General features: G+C 62.8%; 15 protein-coding genes. 2 read left to right on the top strand and 13 right to left on the bottom strand.

Annotation, left to right across the window (positions count from 1 at the left end; translation table 11 throughout):
• The first annotated feature begins 107 nt into the window (after nucleotides 1–107).
• Nucleotides 108–1376 (top strand): MFS transporter, encoded by a 1269-nt coding sequence (locus tag I2G20_RS10510; RefSeq protein ID WP_196259652.1) that lies wholly within the window; start codon nucleotides 108–110, stop codon nucleotides 1374–1376.
• 41 nt (nucleotides 1377–1417) lie between these two features.
• Here I2G20_RS10510 and I2G20_RS10505 read toward each other — a convergent pair whose 3' ends face one another.
• The 12 genes from I2G20_RS10505 to I2G20_RS10450 all read right to left on the bottom strand — a co-directional run bounded on the left by I2G20_RS10505 (nucleotide 1418) and on the right by I2G20_RS10450 (nucleotide 15332).
• Nucleotides 1418–2137 (bottom strand): PIG-L deacetylase family protein, encoded by a 720-nt coding sequence (locus tag I2G20_RS10505; RefSeq protein WP_196259651.1) that lies wholly within the window; start codon nucleotides 2135–2137, stop codon nucleotides 1418–1420.
• Nucleotides 2138–2139: 2 nt separating this feature from the next.
• Entirely contained in the window at nucleotides 2140–3411 is a 1272-nt protein-coding gene (locus I2G20_RS10500) for an amylo-alpha-1,6-glucosidase (RefSeq protein ID WP_196259650.1), read from the bottom strand.
• A 20-nt stretch (nucleotides 3412–3431) separates the two neighbouring features.
• Nucleotides 3432–4478 carry an ABC transporter ATP-binding protein gene (locus I2G20_RS10495; protein ID WP_196259649.1) on the bottom strand — a complete coding sequence of 349 codons (1047 nt, stop codon included), beginning with the start codon at nucleotides 4476–4478 and terminating at the stop codon, nucleotides 3432–3434.
• A gap of 9 nt (nucleotides 4479–4487) precedes the next feature.
• Nucleotides 4488–5348, bottom strand: coding sequence for a carbohydrate ABC transporter permease (locus I2G20_RS10490; protein WP_207747600.1), 861 nt, complete (start codon nucleotides 5346–5348; stop codon nucleotides 4488–4490).
• Nucleotides 5345–6190 (bottom strand): carbohydrate ABC transporter permease, encoded by an 846-nt coding sequence (locus tag I2G20_RS10485; protein ID WP_196259648.1) that lies wholly within the window; start codon nucleotides 6188–6190, stop codon nucleotides 5345–5347. Before I2G20_RS10485 ends, I2G20_RS10490 begins: the two co-directional genes overlap by 4 nt.
• Nucleotides 6191–6304: 114 nt before the next feature.
• Nucleotides 6305–7579 (bottom strand): ABC transporter substrate-binding protein, encoded by a 1275-nt coding sequence (locus tag I2G20_RS10480; protein ID WP_196259647.1) that lies wholly within the window; start codon nucleotides 7577–7579, stop codon nucleotides 6305–6307.
• 49 nt (nucleotides 7580–7628) lie between these two features.
• Nucleotides 7629–8666, bottom strand: coding sequence for a LacI family DNA-binding transcriptional regulator (locus tag I2G20_RS10475; RefSeq protein ID WP_196259646.1), 1038 nt, complete (start codon nucleotides 8664–8666; stop codon nucleotides 7629–7631).
• Between the two features lie 181 nt (nucleotides 8667–8847).
• Entirely contained in the window at nucleotides 8848–9654 is an 807-nt protein-coding gene (gene iolB, locus I2G20_RS10470) for a 5-deoxy-glucuronate isomerase (protein ID WP_196259645.1), read from the bottom strand.
• The gene (gene iolE, locus I2G20_RS10465; RefSeq protein WP_196259644.1) at nucleotides 9651–10553 is read right to left on the bottom strand and encodes a myo-inosose-2 dehydratase; all 903 of its coding nucleotides are present in this window, start codon (nucleotides 10551–10553) and stop codon (nucleotides 9651–9653) included. Before iolE ends, iolB begins: the two co-directional genes overlap by 4 nt.
• 9 nt (nucleotides 10554–10562) lie before the next feature.
• The gene (gene iolD / locus I2G20_RS10460; protein WP_196259643.1) at nucleotides 10563–12401 is read right to left on the bottom strand and encodes a 3D-(3,5/4)-trihydroxycyclohexane-1,2-dione acylhydrolase (decyclizing); all 1839 of its coding nucleotides are present in this window, start codon (nucleotides 12399–12401) and stop codon (nucleotides 10563–10565) included.
• The gene (locus I2G20_RS10455; RefSeq protein ID WP_196259642.1) at nucleotides 12398–14329 is read right to left on the bottom strand and encodes a bifunctional 5-dehydro-2-deoxygluconokinase/5-dehydro-2-deoxyphosphogluconate aldolase; all 1932 of its coding nucleotides are present in this window, start codon (nucleotides 14327–14329) and stop codon (nucleotides 12398–12400) included. The genes iolD and I2G20_RS10455 overlap by 4 nt, the downstream gene beginning before the upstream one ends.
• Entirely contained in the window at nucleotides 14322–15332 is a 1011-nt protein-coding gene (locus tag I2G20_RS10450; protein ID WP_196259641.1) for a Gfo/Idh/MocA family protein, read from the bottom strand. Before I2G20_RS10450 ends, I2G20_RS10455 begins: the two co-directional genes overlap by 8 nt.
• Before the next feature lie 472 nt (nucleotides 15333–15804).
• On the opposite strand from I2G20_RS10450, the gene I2G20_RS10445 reads away from it, so the two are divergent.
• Nucleotides 15805–16836, top strand: a complete 1032-nt coding sequence (locus I2G20_RS10445; RefSeq protein ID WP_196259640.1) for a LacI family DNA-binding transcriptional regulator — start codon at nucleotides 15805–15807, stop codon at nucleotides 16834–16836.
• Between the two features lie 3 nt (nucleotides 16837–16839).
• Here the strand turns inward: I2G20_RS10445 and I2G20_RS10440 are convergent, their stop codons facing one another.
• The gene (locus I2G20_RS10440) at nucleotides 16840–17721 is read right to left on the bottom strand and encodes a LysR family transcriptional regulator (protein ID WP_196259739.1); all 882 of its coding nucleotides are present in this window, start codon (nucleotides 17719–17721) and stop codon (nucleotides 16840–16842) included.
• Nucleotides 17722–17776: the final 55 nt, after the last annotated feature.

The following is a 17776-nucleotide window of genomic DNA, read 5'->3' as shown; positions in this document are numbered from 1 at the left end:
ATTAATTCTCTCTGATTAAATCGGGGGCAGGAATCTCGGTTTCGTTGGATAAACCGTTTCTCGGCATCATGTCCGGCGATTGGCCTCAAGGGGGAGGGCTACGGTCAATGTTCAGATGGGCAAGCGGGGCGGTTCCCGGATATCGCGCGCTTTTGATCCTGCAAGCGCTGAGCGCATTCAATCATAACCAATTGCGATCTGCCCTGCTGACTCTCGTCGCATTTCGGGAAATGGATCGATACGGCATGAGTGCTGAAACCGTGGTTGCGCTCAGCACCCTGTTGATCGTTTCTCCTTTTGCCACCCTTTCGATCTTTGGTGGTCGCATGGCCGACAAATGGCCGAAGGCCAGCGTCATCCAGGCGATCAAGGCCACCGAAATTCCCGTCTTCCTGATCGCCGGCGTCGCCCTCATATCGATGAATGTCCCCCTGCTGCTGCTCTCGATCCTGCTCGCGGGCGTTGAGGCAGCGCTGCTTGGGCCCGCCAAATTCGGCGTCCTGCCCGAGCTTTTACCTGCCGATGATCTTGTGGCGGCAAATGCGTCCATGAGCGCGACGAACACGATGGCAATCTTGCTTGGGCTCATAGCGGGCAATCTTCTGATCCTCCTCGATGGCGGGCTTTATATCGTTGCGATCGGCGGGGTTACCATTGGCGTTGCAGGGTGGGTCGCCAGTCTGTCATTGCCGCATACGAGGGCTCTGATGCCCAGCCTCAAGCTCCATCCCGCCCATCTCGTTCTCGATTTCTGGAGCTGCTTCCGGCGGTTGGGCGCTGTGCCCGTGGTCATCCTGCCGGTTGTGGGGTGCAGCTGGTTCTGGTTTCAGGGCGCGGTCAACACCACGCTCTTTCCGCTCTACGTCGCGGCGTCGCCCGACAGCGCGGAAAATGTCGTCTCGCTGCTGCTGATCGCTTCGGGCATGGGTGTGGCCGTCGGGGCGCTGGGCGCTCGCCTCCTTGCGGTGCGGAATACATCGGCCTGGCTGCCGGTTGCCGTCTTTGCAGTCGTCTTCCTGCCGGGGGTCGATCTGTGGTTCGCTGGCCCCATGCAGACGTCACAAGGCGTCATGCGCGCCATGTTCGATCTCTTTCTGCTTGCCATCGGTACCGGTTTTTATGTCGTTCCGCTCCACGCGGCCTTGCAAAGACTCACGCCCCACGACGAGCGCGCGCGGTTCATCGGCGTCAATCACACTTTCAACGGCATCGCCATGATTGCCGCCGGTTTCGCAGTTCTGCTTTTTGGAGCGGTCGAGATGGAAATCCCGGCAATGTTCCTGCTCACAACGGGGACAACTGGCATGATCGCCGCATGGACGCTGTCCGCGACATTGCGGGCGCTTTACAGAAACAACGCGGTGGCGACTGCGTGAAGGCAGCGGGCCGATAGCTCTCGCATCGCCGCCCTTTCTCCCTAGGACTTAGGGGTCCATTCCTCGTTCCCGTTCCGCCCCGATTGCTTGGCGCGGTCGCGAACGGTGGTGACGGGAGGAGCAGGAGGAAGCAGGTCGCGGATGTCGGCAAAGGGCGAGCGCTGGACGAAGCGCAAGGCTTCGGCGAAGCCGTTGGGCCGATAGCACTGCGCCGAGCGGAAGCGGTTGTGGGCCCGCATCATGTCGATGAACCGCCCAGGGTCCTGACTGATATGGCACAGGATCGACTCTTCCTTGAGCGACATGTGGCCGGTGATGTCGACGTAGTGGGTGGGCGCGAACCCGGTGCCGTTGAGGGTATCGGCATAGATCACCGGCACCCGGAACGATGCTGCCAGATCGGCGGCCGCGGAGAGGGCACGGTGATCGCCATGATAGTCGCCGGGATCATGGGTGAGGATCAAGTCCGGTTCGACCGCCGCAATCAGGCTCCGCACCGCTCCGACAAGCGCGGCATCGGGGACAAGCTCGCCGTCGGTAAATCCCAGTAGCCGCAGATCGGCATCGAGCAGCGCGGCAGCCGAAGCTGCTTCCCGCGCCCGGACGCGCGCCAGTTCCTCCCTGTTTCCGGTTCCGCCCATGGACCCGTCGGTGGCGACGGCGAATACCAGTTCGTGCCCCATCCTGCGGAAGGCCGCGAGGGTTCCGAACATGAAGATTTCGATGTCGTCAGGATGCGCGCCGAGGGCGAGGATGGTCATGGTCAGGGTTTGCCGGCCAGAAATTCGAGCACCACGGCTGCCGTCCAGGTGAACGTCCGGCCGCCGAGCGGTGCCCCGTCGAGAGGGTCATAATACTCGGCAAAGCCGGAAAGTGCGATCAGATCGAGCGAGGATTTGACGATATGATCGGCCACCGCGTCCTCCCCCGCCGCGCGCAGCCCCGTGGCGATGAGATAATTGACCACCAGCCAGACCGGGCCGCGCCAATAGCGTTTGGAATCGAACCGGGGGTCGTCCAGCGAATGGCTGGGCACGATAAACCGTGCCTTTTCCGCCTCACGCTCGATGGTCCGGGCGATGGAGGCCGCGCGATGATCGGGGACTGGCGCGACGACGGCCATGACACCGCCGATCGAGGCACTGTCGATCAGATCGCCCGTCACGCGGTCGTGGCACAGATACTGCCCATGCGTCTCGCTCCAGAGCGTATCGAGCGCATCGATGCTTTTTTCCACCCACTCCCGGTTCTCGTCGGCAATCGCCGTTTCGCCGAGCATGTCCGCGACGTCGGCGAGATCGGCGCAGGAGCGGATGAGGATGGCGTTGAACCCCGGATCGATGACCTGGAAGGGCGAGGCGTCATGGAGCCTCGTGTTATCCCATTCGAGTTCGCGGAAGTGCTGAACGAGCCAGAGATAACGGTCGTATTGCTCCTTGGTCGGGCGATGGGATGGATCGGCGTGCCGGAGGTCGCGGCGCTCATAAGGATCGACGCCTTCGGTCGGCACCCGTGCGAAAGCCTCGTCCCAATCGACCGAGTTGTCGCGCCCTGCTTCCCAGGGGTGGATGATGGCCACGAGCCCTTCGCCCTTGGGGTCCCGGCAGGCATAGAACCAGCGGTGCCAGCGGTGGATGGGTGCGAGAAGCGTTTTGGCCCGGCGTGCAGCGGCCTCCTTGTCCGTGCTCGTCTCGTAGAGGCGTTTGAGCGCAAACCCTGCCACCGGCGGCTGGGTGATGCCCGATGTCTTGACAGGGCGGTTGGTACGCCAGACGTCGGGACCGGGAAAATAGCCGTCGTCATAGACATGGAAGATGATGTGCGGAACCATGCCATCGGCCCATTGGTGGGCGAAGAGGGTTTCCATCTCGGTCCAGGCGCGGTTCTCGTCGAAATGGGCCTGGCCGATCGCGGTAAAACACGAATCCCAGTTCCACTGGAAGGGGTAGAGTCCCTTGGTCGGGACTGTATAGGTGCCGCGATCGTTTTCTTTCAGAACGGCAATGGCGTGGTCGCGCGGATCGGTCGTGGTCATCTTGTCTCTGTGGCGTTGGGTCAGGCGGGGATGGCCGTCTGGGTATCGAGGTCGAACCAGCGGATGCGCGAGGCGGCTGGCATGAGTTTGAGCGTTTCGCCGGGCGATACGCGCCTGTCGGATTCGAGGACGGCGCGGAAAGGTTTTCCGGCAACATCGCAGGTGACGAGCGTATGCGCGCCGAGCGGTTCGACCACGCGCACATCCGCAACAAAGCCTTCCTCGCCCGGGAACACATCTTCGGGACGGATCGCGAATTCGATCAACTCGCGTTCGGTCCGCGGTCCATCGAGTTCGAGCCCGGCCACAGCCCACCGACCATTGTCCGTGCGCTTGGCCGGTATGAAGTTCATCGGCGGGTTGCCGATGAAGCTGCCCACGAACCGAGCCGCGGGATTGCGGTAGATTTCGACCGGGGAATCGTTCTGGACGATCTTGCCCCCGTTCATCACCGAAATACGGTCGGCAAGGCTCATCGCCTCCACCTGATCGTGCGTCACGTAGATTGTCGTGGTTTTCGACTCTGCCAGAACGCCCTTGAGCTCGGCGCGCATTTCAAGGCGCAGCAGTGCATCGAGGTTCGAGAGCGGCTCGTCCATCAGGATGACGTCGGGCTCCATGGCGAGCGCGCGCGCAACCGCGACGCGCTGGCGCTGTCCGCCCGAAAGCTGGCCCGAATAGCGCTCGAGCAGTTGCTCGATATGCATCAGTTCTGCCGTTCGCCGGACTCGGCGCTCGACCTCGGGCTGGCCCATCTTCTGCATACGCAGGCCGAAGGCGATGTTCTCGAAGACAGTCAGGTGGGGGAATACAGCGTAGTTCTGGAAGACCATCGAGATGCCGCGCTGACGCGGCGGCAGGTGGTCGACCCGCCGGCCTCCGATCCAGACCTCGCCCTGCGTCGGGGTTTCGAGCCCGGCGATGATGCGTAAAAGCGTCGTCTTCCCGCAGCCGGAGGCGCCGAGCAGGACCATGAATTCCTGGTCGGCGATGGCCATGTCCAGCGCGTGCAGAGCCTGAAACGCGCCGAAACTCTTGGCGACATTCTTTATGACGATTTCGGCCATAGGCAGCTCCTATCGGTTAGCGATGCCCCACATCGCAAACAGGTATTTGCGAACGGCGAAGATGAAGATGAGTGCAGGCAGGACAAGCGCGGTGCCTCCGGCAAATTTGAGATGAAGCGGGGAAACGTTGAGGTTCTGCACCAGGAACGCGGTCAGTGTCCGGTTCTCGATGGTGAGCACAGAGGCCGCGAACACCTCGTTCCAGGAGATCGTGAACGCAAAGACCGCCGATGCGACGATGCCGGGCAGGACGAGCGGAAGAATGACCTTGATGAAGGCCTGCAACCGGTTGCAGCCCAGCGTCCATGCCGCTTCCTCGAGCTCCACCGGTATACCCGCAAAAAGCGAGAAGGTGATGAGCACGGCAAAGGGCAAGGCCAGTACGGTATGGACCAATGCCAGCCCGAGCGCCGTATCGTCGAGCCCGGTACGGATGAACATCACCGCCAGCGGCAGGGCGAGCAGCGGCAGGGGGAAGGCGCGGGTCATCACAACCAGCAGGCGGAAGATTTCCTTGCCCGGGAATTCGAACCGCGAAAGGGCATAGCCGGCCGGTGCGCCGAGCAGGATCGAGAACACCATGGTCAGGACTGCGACAAGCAGCGAGTTCCACAGGGCCTGCCCGACACCCGAAAAGGAAAGGAAGAACTGCACCGACCCCATGGAAAAGCTGGGCAGCCCCGACTTGGGGAAGCCGGTGACCTCGGCCGGCGAGGAGAGCGTATTGACGAACAGCAGGTAGAGCGGCACGAGGATCCAGGCGCAGAGCAGGATGATGGCAGCAACGAAAACGAATTGCCCTGCCCTGCCCGCATCGCCCACCGGGCGCGGCCTGTCTTCGATATTTGCAGCGACGGGAGCCGAACTCATATCTTGGCCTCCTTGGGCACGCGCAACAAGCGCAGGAAGACGAGCGTGGCGGCAATCGATATAGCGAGGATAACGAGCGCATAGGACGCTGCAACCGAACGGTCGCGCAGCGAAAATTGCCACTGATAGGTCTCGCCCATCAGGACCGGCAGCGTCGTGCCGCCAAGCGCGACGACGACCGCGAAAACCTCGAAGGCAGCGATGGTGCGCAGGATGAGCGCGGTTTGAAGGCTGGGGCGCAGCATGGGCAGCGTGACCTTCCTGAACCGCTGCCAGCGCGAGGCGCCGAACACTTCTGCGGCCTCATAATATTCCTTGGGAATGATGCCCATGCCCGAAACGAGGATGACCATCATGATGGCCGTGGCGCGCCAGATTTCGGCGATGATGACGGCGGCGAATATCCAGCCGATGTTCTGATAGCCCAGGAACAGCACGGGACGCTCGACGAGACCGAGCCCGACCAGAAGCGAATTGAGAAAGCCCGATTGCTCGAAGATTGCCAGCCAGATGATCCCGGCGGCCAGATCGGAAAGGCCGAGCGGAATGGCGAAGATATAGAGAATGGTGCTTCGCCCGGTCTTGAGCCGGGTGACGATGGAGGCCATCGAGAGCGCCAGGGCCAGTTGCACGGGGACGATGATCGCCGTCAGGATGAGCGTGTTGGCGAGCGCGGTGCCAAACTTCCAGTGCGATGTCATGCGCTGGAAATGGGAAAGCGTGAACCCCTCCGGCCCGGCGAACGCGAGAACCGCGATCTGCACGAACGGGTAGAGGAAGAACACCAGCAAAAACAGGATTGCCGGGGTCAACAGCAGATATGGCAGGGCCTTGTTGGTCATGGGGGCATTCCCGGCCGACGTTGGATGCTCCGCCCGGACACCCTTGAGGAAAGCGTCCGGGCGGCAGGAGGATCATGGGCGACAGGAGGAGGTGTCACCCATGACGGACGCGGATTATTCGATCGGGCAAGGCCCTTCCGAGGGCGCGTCCGGCGCCCAGCAGGGCGCGCCGGCACGGTCGATGACATCGCGCAGGGCATTCGCCTGGTCGTCGAGGACCTGAGCGATATCCTGATTGGCGAGGATGATGCGCTCGAAGGCGTCAACATAGACCTGGTTGAACTGCCCGCCCAGATCGCCCAGCCCGATCGGCAACAGCGCGGGAAGGGCATCGTCGCTTCCCGTCATCGTGGTGATCGCGGCTCCGAGCGCCTGTGCCGAGTTCGGCAGATCGTCGGGCAGATCGATGTCGATGGTGGGGAAGAAGTTGGTCGCCCGCAGCGTTGCCACCTGGGTTTCAGGCTGCATCATGTAGATGGCAAGGGCCTGGGATTCTTCCGGATTCGGCGCGCCCTGCGGAATGGCAATACCTGCCAGCACCGGCATGAAGCCGCGCCCCATCGGCCCGGCAGGGGCCGGGAAGGCTAAAAAATCGTCCGGGCGCTGGTTGAACGCGTCACCCAGCCGCGCGACGTGATCGAACGCCACCCATACATCGCCCGAAAGTAAAGGTTCCTGCATGAAGCCATAATTGGTCGATGCCGGGTTGGTGTGCTGCCAGAGCTCGCGGAACATCTCCCAGCCGGCAACGGCCTCGGCGGACCGAAACTTCGTCACCGTCGATCCGGCATAGGATGGAAGCAGGAAGCCCTGGAAGAAGCGGTGCTTGAGGCCCTGCGGTCCGGCGGGGAAGCCGAATTTAGGCGAACCGGTTTCGGTGGCGAGGATTTCCATCCACTCGACGAGCTGGTCGTAAGTCAGCGCGTCGAGGTCGTAACCTTCGGGCAGATATTCAAGTGCCTGCACGTTGGCGGCCATGACGTAGCTGGCCTGCATCCAGGGCAGGTATTTGAGCTCGTCCGTGCCGAGACGGCCGAGTTCGAGCAGGGCGGGGCCAACCGTCACGCCCAGATCGAGACCGGAAAGATCCATCCAGCTCTCGGTGTAGTTCGACAGCTCCCCGTGCAGGGCGCCAACGACTCCGATAGCACCGCTGCCAGCTTCCAGCTCCGCGTCGAGGCGGGTAAGGAAGGGGCCGGGCTCCTGGGTCTGGAAGTCCACCTGCCCGTCGAATCCGGCCAGCACCTGCTCGCGCATCGCCTGGGTTTCCTCGATCGGCGCGGCCTGGTTGGACCAGAACAGCACCTGCGCACCGGCGCCGGCTGTCACGCCGAGGGTCAATGACAGGCCGAAGGCCGTCGATATGAGATATCTTGCTGAAGCTTTCATCGTGCTTTTTGAACCTCCCTTGCATCGATGGGTATTGTTTTGTTGATCGTTACAGGCCCCGTTTCGGGCCCGGTCCGTGGCTCGCCCGCTCCACGAGCCTCGGCTCTATCAGCCTGTTGCCTTCGCCAGGGGGGGCGCCGTCAATCCGGCGTACGAGGATGTTGGCAATTGCGCGCGCCATGGAGCGGGTCTCGACCTCGAATGTCGTCAGCCCCGGCGGCGCATAGGCCGATGCGGCGATGTTGTCGAAGCCGACCACCGAGAGATCGCGCGGGATCGAGATGTGGCGCCGCCGCGCCTCGTCCATGACGGTGAGCGCGATCTCGTCGAACAGCCCGATGATTGCTGTGGGCCGCTCGGGTGCATCGAGCATCCTGCCAATGGCCGAGACCATCGCCCCGCGGTCAAAGCGCGGCGCGCGTTCGATGTCGAGCCGCAAATCGGGGTCCCGGCGCCGCGTCATCGCCTTCCTGAACCCCTGCTCGCGCAGGTTGCGGAAAGTCATGTTCTCTGCAATCGAGACAATGCCGAAATGACGGTGTCCGAGATCATAGAGAAGATCGAACGCCTGCTCGAACGCGGCATAGCCGTCGGCATCGAGCCAGCTATAGGCGAAGTCCTCGTTTTCGACCCGCCCGTGCGCAACGAAGGGAAAATCACGTTCGGCGAGATATTGAACACGCTCGTCGTGTGCCGCGATACGCGGGACGACCACGCCGTCGGCGCGGCCCGACTCAACGAGATGGCGCAACACCTCGAGTTCGGATTGGCCGGGCTGCACGGTTGCGAGGATAAGGTCGATCCCATGGTGGACCAGCCCTTCGCCGAGCCCTGTGATGAATTCGCCGAGATAGGAGTCCATGAAGTTGGGCCCGCGGATCGGAAGCACGAAGCCCACGAAGTTCGAGCGTCCCGAAACGAGCTGTCTTCCGGCGATATTGGGCACATACCCCGCCTCACGCGCAGCCTCGGCCACCCGCTGCCGGGTCTTGAGCGCAATCTGCTCATGGCCAGCCAGCGCCCGGCTGACCGTTGTCACCGAGACACCGAGCTTCTCTGCCAATTCCTTGAGCGTGCGCGCCCGCATGGAAATTCTGTCGCCCCTCGTTTAAAACGTTTGCAATTTTCCTTTTTCGATCCTGCAAACGTTTTAAATTTATCACACGGGTTGAAGGATGGAGTCAACCGGGGCCGGAAGCCTGGCGGATTCTTTCTTCAGGAGTAGTCAATGGAGGTGGAAGCGGTTCCCGGCGAAATCGCGAACCGCTCTATTTGTCCCGTTCCAGAATCCACGCGACCTCCGGCGCCGGGACGAAGCGCCATTTGCGCAAGGGTCCGGCCATGACGTTGAGATAGTACATCTCGAAGCCATAGGGCGCGCCGCAGGGATGGTGGCCGCGGGGGACGAGAACCACGTCGCCATCGGCGACTGCCATCGTTTCATCGAGGAGGGAATCGTCGGTGTAGACCCGCTGGATGCCAAACCCGTTGGCCGGGTTGAGCCGGTGGTAGTAGGTCTCTTCGAGATAGGTGATGCGCGGGTAATCGTCCTCGTCGTGGCGATGAGACGGGTAGCTCGACCAGTGCCCTGCCGGCGTGAATACCTCGGTCACCAGAAGGCTGTCGCAATAATCCTCGTTTTCCATCGCGATATTGTTGATATAACGGGTGTTGGTGTCCTTGCCGCGCTCGGTCAGCGTGATGCCGTCCGGCCCGATGCGGCGCGCGGCGTGGCCACCCTTGCCGGGCGCCGAGCAGACCGCGACGGTGCAATCGGTCTCGGCCCGCGCTTCCCATTCGGTGCCATTGGGCAGGTAGAGACAGTGGGGCGGCGTTTTCTCGAAGACATTCATGCGCTCCCCGAGCACGCCCCATTCCTGCCCCGCGCCGTTTATAGCGGCCTTGCCCTCGATCATTACGAGGATCACCTCGTTGTCCCCGGTCGCCTCGGCTACCTTCTCCCCTGCTCGCAGGTGGTAGAGCGAGAAACCGACATAGCGCCAGCCCGCCGATTGCGGGGTGATCTCGTGCACCTTGCCATGCGTGCCGAAGGGCTTGCGCAGGAGGTTGGTCATTGCCCGCCTCCAAGCCCGATACGCGCGGCGATCTCCTTGAGCGTCTCAAGGCCCATCTTCTGGTAATGAAACGGCTCCCGCACCGCGCTGTCCTGCTCCGCCTCGATGACCACCCAACCGGAATAATCGTGTTCGGCTGCAATCCGCAGCACGGGCTCGAAATCGATGCAGCCTTCAGCGTCGCCCGGCACGGTGAACGCGCCCCGCCGCACGCCCTCGAGGAAGCTCAATCCCTCCTCGCGCACCTGCCGCATGATCTCGGGCCGGATGTTCTTGCAATGGATATGGGTCACACGGTCCATATATTTGCGTGCCAGTTCCACCGGATCGCCGCCGCCGAACAAGGCATGGCCCGTATCGAGCAGCAGGCGGGTGTGGGGTCCGGCCATTTCCATGAAGCGGTCGATGTCCTCGGGGCTTTCGATGATGGTACCCATATGGTGATGGTAGCCCATCCGGACGCCCTCGTCGGCCGCGAAGCGCGAAAGCTCCTCATAGCCCCTGGAGAACCGCTCCCACTGTTCGTCATTCATGATCGGACGGTCGTTGACCGCCACCTTGTCATTGCCGTGCACGGTGTTGGAGCATTCGCAGGCGTTGATGTGATCGCCGCCCGCGGCCTTGGTGAAATCGATCCAGGCTTTGAGCGCCTTCTTTTCGGTCTCGATGTCGTTGACCAGCAGATTGGTGGAAAACCATCCCGCGGCAAAGTGCAGGCCGAATTCGCCCAGCTTGGCCTTGAGCGCATTGCCATCGTCGGGCATCTTATGCCCCTTCTCGATGCCATCGAAGCCGATCCTCTGGCAGTCCGAAAGACAGTCTTCGAGCGAGAGGTGGTCGCCAATGGACCAGTCGTCATCGTTGGACCAGGCGATTGGGTTGGTGCCGTACAAGATCATAGTGCTGTCCTAATCGAATGCGCGCTGCTGCGTGATGTTCCGGTTGTAACGTTGGCGCGCCTGCTCGAGGCGTTCGGGACCTCCGGCCTGCGGCACAGCGACGTCCCACCAATGCCCGCCCGCCCCTGTGCCGGGCACCGCATCGGTATCGATGACAATGACGGTGGGTTTGTCGCGCCCCCGCGCCGCAACGATCTTTGCTTCAAGATCGGCGATATCGGCGGCCTTCTCGGCGTATGCGCCCATCGAAGCGGCGTGGGCCACGAAATCGATCTGAGGCTGCTCCTCGATATTGGCGTCCTTGTAGAGGTTATTGAACTCGGCCCCGCCGGTCTCGATCTGGAGACGGTTGATGCAGCCATAGCCGCGGTTATCGGTGAGGACGACCGTGAACGGCACATGGCGCATGACGGCGGTAGCCAGTTCGGAATTGGCCATCATGTATGAGCCGTCCCCAACAAAGCAGATCACTTCCTTTTCCGGGACGGCGAGCTTTATCCCCATGGCCCCGGCCACCTCATAGCCCATGCAGGAATAGCCGTATTCCATGTGGTAGCCGCCCGGCGCTGCCTGCCAGAGCACATGGAGCGCGCCCGGCATCGTCCCGGCAGCGCACATCACGACGGTCTTTTCGGTTGCCACCCTTTGGACCGCGCCGATCACCTGTGCATCGGTGGGCAGGTAATTGGTCGGCTTGCCATCGGGCGCGGCGGTGACCTTTTTCACAGCCTCGTGCCAATCGGTGCGCGATTTCGCATCGAATGCCGGGGCCTTGTGCCCGCCGAGACGCGCCGAGAGCTTTTCGAGCGTCACCCGCGCATCGCCAACGCACGGCACCGCGCCGTGCTTGGTCGCGTCATAGCCGTGGAGGTTGATCGAAACGATTGTGCGGTTCTCGTTCTTGAACAGCGCCCAGCTCCCGGTGGTAAAGTCCTGGAAGCGCGTGCCCACCCCGATCACGAGATCGGACTTCTCGCAAAGATCGTTGGCACTCTGCGACCCGGTGACGCCGGGCGAGCCGAAATTGAACGGGTTGTTCCAACCGTTGGCGCCCTTCCCCGCCTGCGTTTCCGCGAAGGGGATATTGTGCGCCTCGGCAAAGCGCGCGAGGGTTTCCTCGGCTTCCGAATAGATCACCCCGCCGCCCGAAAGGATGATCGGGTTCTTTGCTTGCCGGATCAGCGCCGCGACATCCTCGACCTCGCGCGGGTCGGGCTCGGGGCGGCGGATGCGCCAGACCTTGGGATCGAAGAAATTTTCCGGATAGTCGTAGACTTCCGCCTGCACGTCCTGGCAGAAGGCAAGGCATACCGGCCCGGCATTTGCCGGATCGGTCATCACGGCAAGCGCACGCGGCAGAGCGGTCAGGAGGTGCTCGGGCCGCGAAATCCTGTCGAAATAACGCACGACCGGCCTGAAGGTGTCGTTGGCAGAAACCGTGCCGTCGTCAAAATCCTCGACCTGCTGAAGCACCGGGTCGGGGCGGCGGTTGGCAAAGACGTCGCCGGGGATGAACAGCACCGGGATGCGGTTGACATGGGCGAGCGCGGCCGCGGTCACCATATTGGTGGCCCCAGGGCCGATGGAACTGGTTACCGCATGTGCCCGCTTGCGTTTTTTGGTCTTGGCGTAGGCGATCGCGGCGTGAGCCATCGTCTGCTCGTTCTGGCCACGCCATGTGGGCAGCTTGTCGCCGATCCCGTGCAGCGCCTCGCCGAGCCCGGCTACGTTGCCGTGCCCGAAGATCGCCCACACGCCTTCGATGAAGCGTTCGCCTTCATCGGTCATCTGTACCGAAAGCCACCGCACCATCGCCTGCGCGGCGGTCAATCTGATCGTCCTAGTCATGCTGCTTTCTCCCGAGCTGCTTTTCGCGCCTCGTCCCATATCTCGCACAGGCGGGCATAGCGTTCCGCCATCTGTGCCACCGCCGCTGCGTCGTCCATTTCGCCCTTCATCCAGGCGCGCGCCGCATCGCCGAAGATGGTACGCCCCACGGCGAAACCCTTGACCAGATCGAACCCGGCTGCAATTTCGAAGCTGGACGCGAGTTCCGCTTCCGGCGCATCGAGCCCGAGGACAACGATGCCGCGCGTATAGCGGTCACGCGCCTCGATCGCCGCGCAGGCCTTTTGCCAGGCGGCGGCCGTCTTCATCGGTTCGAGCTTCCACCAGTCGGGATAGATCCCTGCCGCATAGAACTGGCCGATCAGCGTGGCGATGGTGTCGTCATCGACCGGAGCGACCTTGGAAGGAATGATTTCCAGAAGGAATTCGAGACTGTTGCGCCGCGCTGCATCGAACAGACGCTTGACGCTTTGCTCCTGCTCGGTGCGCATGGCCGCATCGTCGTCGGGATGGCAGAAGCACAGGACCTTGACGACGTTCTCCCGTGCCCATTCGCCCAAACCGCCGCAATCGGCACCAAGCTCGGGCTCGAAAGCCAGAGGGCGCGAGCCCGGCCATTCGCAGGGCCGCCCGATCCACAACCCCGTGCCCGAGGCCGCGTGCAGCGCATGGCGGCCGATGCGGTGATCGCACAATATCCCATAACCGGGCCGCCCGTCCTGAACGTCGAGCGCAGCCCTGAGGCATAGCTCCTTGAACGCCCCGCCCTTCCCGAGCGTATAGCCATCCATCTCCTCGAGCTGAAGGCGGTGATCGAAGGCGAACACCCGGCACTCGGACCAGTCGCCGCCGTGATTGCGGTGGCGGTTGGTCGACCAGTGGATCTGTTCGAGTTCCGCATCGTTGCGCAAATCGGGGCGCACCACGCCGCGCTTCAAAAAGAACTGCAATTCCTCGAGCGAGGGATAGGCCGGCGTGCAGCCGTGACGGGACACCGCAAAGGCTCCACAGGCATTGGCATACTTGAGCGCCGTCGGCCAATCCTCATCGTCCAGCCACCCTTTGAGGAGCCCGGCGAAAAACCCGTCCCCCGCGCCCAGCACGTTGAACACTTCGATCGGGAAACCCGGCCCGGTCTGGCCGTCATCAAGGCTCTCGGGAATTGCCTCCTCGAACCCCACCGCACCCGCCGCTCCGCGCTTGCAGATCAGCGTTGCTTTGGAGACCGCGCGCACCGCCTTTAACGCCACGACCGTATCGGTCGATCCGCCTGCGATGTGGAACTCTTCCTCGGTACCCACGATCAGATCGAACAAATGCAGGCTCGATTGCAGCTTGGCGGTGACCTTTGCGCTTTCGACGAACCGGCTTTCCCCCTCCCCGTGCCTGGCTACCCCCCAGAGGTTGGGGCGATAATCGATATCGAGCGCGGTACGCACGCCGTGCCTGCGGGCAAGCGCGAGCGCCTTCAGAACAGCCGCCTCGGTGCGCGGGTGCGAGAGATGGGTGCCCGTCACGACAATGGCGCGCGCCGAAGCGATGTATTCCTCCGCGATATCGTCCTCGCTCAAGGCCATGTCCGCGCAGTTCTCCCGGTAAAAGATCAACGGGAACTGCTCCTCGTCGCGAATGCCGAGAATGACCAGCGCCGTCAGCCGTTGGGGATCGGTTGCAATCCCTGTGACATCCACCCCCTCGCGCAAAAGCTGCTCACGGATGAACCGGCCCATATGCTCGTCGCCAACTTTGGTGATGAGACCCGACTTCAGCCCCAGCCGCGCCGCGCCGCAGGCGATATTGGTCGGTGAGCCGCCGATATATTTGTTGAACGAACCCATGTCCTCGAGCCGTCCGCCAATCTGGGCGCCGTAAAGGTCGACCGACGACCGGCCGATGGTGATCACATCGAGGGTTCTTGCGTCAGGCATACAGTCCGGGCCTTTCAGCCAGATCGATTGCGACGGCGTCGCCCGCTAGGTCCTGCGCCTTCACGCAGGCATCCGAAGTGATGGCCGCGACATAGCCGTCCCATGAGGTCGGGCCGACGGCGGTTCCTTGCGCGGCAGCCTTCAGGAAATCCTGAAGCTCCACATCATAGGCCCCAATGAAGCGGTCCTTCCAGTCATAGAGGATTTCGTTTTGCAGCTTGGCGCCAAGCCGCATCGGGACCGCCATCGGCTCAGGCAGGCGCGCGGTGCCATCCTCGCCCACGATCTCGCACTGGATATCGTAGCCGTAGTGACAGTTGACGAAGATCTCGACATCGATCAGCACGCCGTTCCGGGTTTCCAGCACCACCACCTGCGGGTCGCGCAGCTTGCCGTGTGAACGGACCGCCTTGCGCGGAAAGAGCACGCGGGCCGAGACGTAATCGTCGTTGAGCAGCCATCGGAAGACGTCGATCTCATGGATCAGCGTATCGTGGACCGCCATCGGTGTGATGTACCTCTCGGGCACGGTCGGGTTGCGGTGTGCGGCGTGGACCATGATCGGTGCGCCGGTCTGCGTCTCGATTGCCTTTTTGAGTGCAACATAGCCCTCGTCATAGCGGCGCATGAAACCCACCTGAACCAGCCGTTTGCCATGCGCCACCTCGGCATCGACAATGCGCCTGGCTCCTTCTGCCGTCGTCGCCAACGGCTTTTCGCAAAAGCACGGCTTGCCCGCGGCGATTGCGCCCAGCACGTATTGCTCGTGGGTCGTGCCCCAGGAGGTGACGAGAACCGCATCGACGTCGCTGGCGGCGATCAGTTCCTCGCCGGTGGCGTAAATCCTGGCATCGGGCGCAATATCGGCCTTGACTGCCTCCGCCGATGCGCCGTTGACGTCCGACAACGCCACGATCCTGCCCCCAGCCAAAACCTGGTTTATCCTGCGGGCGTGGTCACGACCAATGGCACCGGTGCCAATGACGCCAATTCTCACTGTCATTTATCAGTTCTCACTTTCCATGTGCGAGTCGCGGCCGTGCCGCTTTCTTTGCAGTCTACCCGCACCGATCCGGCCTCGATGGACAGCACGCGGTTTTCGAGCCGCGTCAGGCTGCCGGTGCCGTCCCTGATTCCGGGATAGTTGAGGGCTTCGACCGGGTCGCGCCGCGCCGGACTCCTCCGTCGTCCCAATGATGGCCGCCCGGATTATCGCCCGTCAATTGCTGTGATGTTTTTTGCATCATTTTCGATCAGCAAATATCCGGTGGCCCTGATGGTTCTACATCAGGCTGTTGCCGATCCGACGCGGCAGAACGCGGTGATTTATCCCGATGAAAGTTCTATCCTTTTTGCCTACCCCCTTTTGGAGTGGGGCCAAGGAGAGCCGTGGAGCGCACTACCCCGACTTCCTTTTCCATCAGAATGAAGTACAGGATACACGAACGTGATGGAAAACAATCAGCGAGCCGCAGATGGCCCGACGACCCACCATAGCCGACCTCGCAAGGAAGGCCGGCGTCAGCACCGCCACAGTCGACCGCGTGCTCAACGACCGCAGCAATGTGCATCCGGACACGGTGCGGCGGGTTTACGATGCCGCAGCGCAGATCGGTTATCATGCCGCACGCCTCATCGAGCACCGCATGACCGCGGACGCACCTTCGGTGCGGCTGGGTTTTGTCCTCACCAAGCAGGGGCAGTTCTTTTATCAATCGATGGCGGCGCAACTGGAGCAGGCCACGCGCGCGATGCCCGGCGTCCGCGCAGAGGCCACAATCGAATTCTGTCCCACCCAGGCGCCCAAGGACATAGCCGACATGATGCGCGACCTTGGGGCGAGGGTCGACGTGCTGGCGGCGGTGGCGACCAACCATCAATATACCACGGCGGCGGTGAGCGATCTCAAGGCGGCGGGCGTGCCGACGATTTCCCTGTTGTCGGACTATGCCCAGGGCGAGCGAATGGCCTATATCGGCCTCAACAATCTCAAGATGGGGCGGCTGGTGGCCTCCATTCTTGCCATGGCTATCCACGAGCCCGGCAAGGTCGCCCTCTTCGTCGGCGGACACCGCTGGCATGGCCACGAATTGCGCGAGACGGGATTCCGCAGCTATTTCCGCGAACACCAGCCCCGCTTCACGGTGCTCGACACGCTGGTCAACCTCGAAACGCGGCAATTGACCCACGAGGCGACGCTCGACCTCCTCGAACGCCATCCCGATATCAAGGGAATGTATGTGGCAGGCGGCGGCATGGAGGGTGCCATTGCCGCGCTGCGCGAGGTGCGCGCTCCGGGCGAGGTGGCTCTGATCGTCAACGAAATTACTCCCGAGTCACGCGCCGCGCTATCGGACCGCTATCTCCTGATGGCCATCCGCACGCCGCTCGAAATCCTCTGCCAGGACCTCGTCGCGCTGATGGTCGACGCTACCCGGGGCAACCGCGACAGCCTTCCCGGCCAGCGGTTTCTTGAGCCATATCTTTGTTTTCCGGAGTCGATGTAGCCTTCAGCCGAAGATTGCCCGCGCCGTCGCGGTCTGCCGGGTTATGAAATCGGCGACAAGCGCCACGCGCCGTATGTCCCGAACGTCCTCGTGGAGCACGAGCCAATAGGCGCGCGTGAGGCCGAGTTCGGGCAGGACAGGAACCAGTTCGTCATACTGGCTGGCGATGAAGGCGTGGAGGATACCGATGCCCGCTCCGGCGCGCACCGCCTCGGTCTGGCCGATGGCGCTCGACACCTCGATCGCCGATTGCCAGTCCCTTGAAAAGGCGGCGCTGAAATCCAGCGCAGGCGTGAAAATCAGGTCCTCGACATAGCCCACCAGCCGGTGCCCCGCCAGCGCCTCGCGGCTTTCTGGGACCCCCGCCCGCTCGATATAGCTGCGCGCCGCGTAGAGCCCGACGCGATAATCGACGAGCTTGCGCGCCACAAGCCGCCCCTCGGTCGGCCGCTCGACGGTGATCGCGATATCGGCCTCGCGGCGCGAGAGCGAAAAACTGCGCGGGATGGGCACGAGTTGCAGCCTGAGCGCGGGATGCTCCCGCGCCAGCTCCCCGAGCCTCGGCGCGAGGAACGCCACGCCGAACCCGTCCGGCGCGCCGATCCTGACCGTACCCGAAAGCGCTTCGTCGGCCTTGCCGATTTCCGCGGCGGCGCCCAGCATGGCACTTTCCATCGCCTCGGCGCGCGGCAGCAGCGCCTCGCCCTCCGCCGTCAGATCGCAGCCATTGGTGCGCCGCACGAACAGCCGCGCCCCGAAATTCGTCTCCAGCGCTGTCAGCCGCCGCGCTACCGTGGCGTGGTTGAGCCCCAATGCACGCGCCGCACCGAGGATCTGCCCCGCGCGGCCAATAGCGAGGAATATGCGGATATCGTCCCAGTTCATCTGGCTATAATTCATGCACAACGGATGCCGAAACTATGGCATTGATTGCTCAATT

The sequence above is a fragment of the Pelagibacterium limicola genome, assembly GCF_015694405.1.
Taxonomy (GTDB): domain Bacteria; phylum Pseudomonadota; class Alphaproteobacteria; order Rhizobiales; family Devosiaceae; genus Pelagibacterium; species Pelagibacterium limicola.
This window is presented reverse-complemented; position numbering and strand designations above follow the sequence as displayed.

What these genes read in the sequence shown, in the direction of transcription:
- I2G20_RS10510 (WP_196259652.1), top strand. Translation starts at nt 108, where the DNA reads ATGTTCAGATGGGCAAGCGGGGCGGTTCCCGGATATCGCGCGCTTTTG.
- I2G20_RS10505 (WP_196259651.1), bottom strand. Translation starts at nt 2,137, where the DNA reads ATGACCATCCTCGCCCTCGGCGCGCATCCTGACGACATCGAAATCTTC.
- I2G20_RS10500 (WP_196259650.1), bottom strand. Translation starts at nt 3,411, where the DNA reads ATGACCACGACCGATCCGCGCGACCACGCCATTGCCGTTCTGAAAGAA.
- I2G20_RS10495 (WP_196259649.1), bottom strand. Translation starts at nt 4,478, where the DNA reads ATGGCCGAAATCGTCATAAAGAATGTCGCCAAGAGTTTCGGCGCGTTT.
- I2G20_RS10490 (WP_207747600.1), bottom strand. Translation starts at nt 5,348, where the DNA reads ATGAGTTCGGCTCCCGTCGCTGCAAATATCGAAGACAGGCCGCGCCCG.
- I2G20_RS10485 (WP_196259648.1), bottom strand. Translation starts at nt 6,190, where the DNA reads ATGACCAACAAGGCCCTGCCATATCTGCTGTTGACCCCGGCAATCCTG.
- I2G20_RS10480 (WP_196259647.1), bottom strand. Translation starts at nt 7,579, where the DNA reads ATGAAAGCTTCAGCAAGATATCTCATATCGACGGCCTTCGGCCTGTCA.
- I2G20_RS10475 (WP_196259646.1), bottom strand. Translation starts at nt 8,666, where the DNA reads ATGCGGGCGCGCACGCTCAAGGAATTGGCAGAGAAGCTCGGTGTCTCG.
- iolB (WP_196259645.1), bottom strand. Translation starts at nt 9,654, where the DNA reads ATGACCAACCTCCTGCGCAAGCCCTTCGGCACGCATGGCAAGGTGCAC.
- iolE (WP_196259644.1), bottom strand. Translation starts at nt 10,553, where the DNA reads ATGATCTTGTACGGCACCAACCCAATCGCCTGGTCCAACGATGACGAC.
- iolD (WP_196259643.1), bottom strand. Translation starts at nt 12,401, where the DNA reads ATGACTAGGACGATCAGATTGACCGCCGCGCAGGCGATGGTGCGGTGG.
- I2G20_RS10455 (WP_196259642.1), bottom strand. Translation starts at nt 14,329, where the DNA reads ATGCCTGACGCAAGAACCCTCGATGTGATCACCATCGGCCGGTCGTCG.
- I2G20_RS10450 (WP_196259641.1), bottom strand. Translation starts at nt 15,332, where the DNA reads ATGACAGTGAGAATTGGCGTCATTGGCACCGGTGCCATTGGTCGTGAC.
- I2G20_RS10445 (WP_196259640.1), top strand. Translation starts at nt 15,805, where the DNA reads ATGGCCCGACGACCCACCATAGCCGACCTCGCAAGGAAGGCCGGCGTC.
- I2G20_RS10440 (WP_196259739.1), bottom strand. Translation starts at nt 17,721, where the DNA reads ATGAACTGGGACGATATCCGCATATTCCTCGCTATTGGCCGCGCGGGG.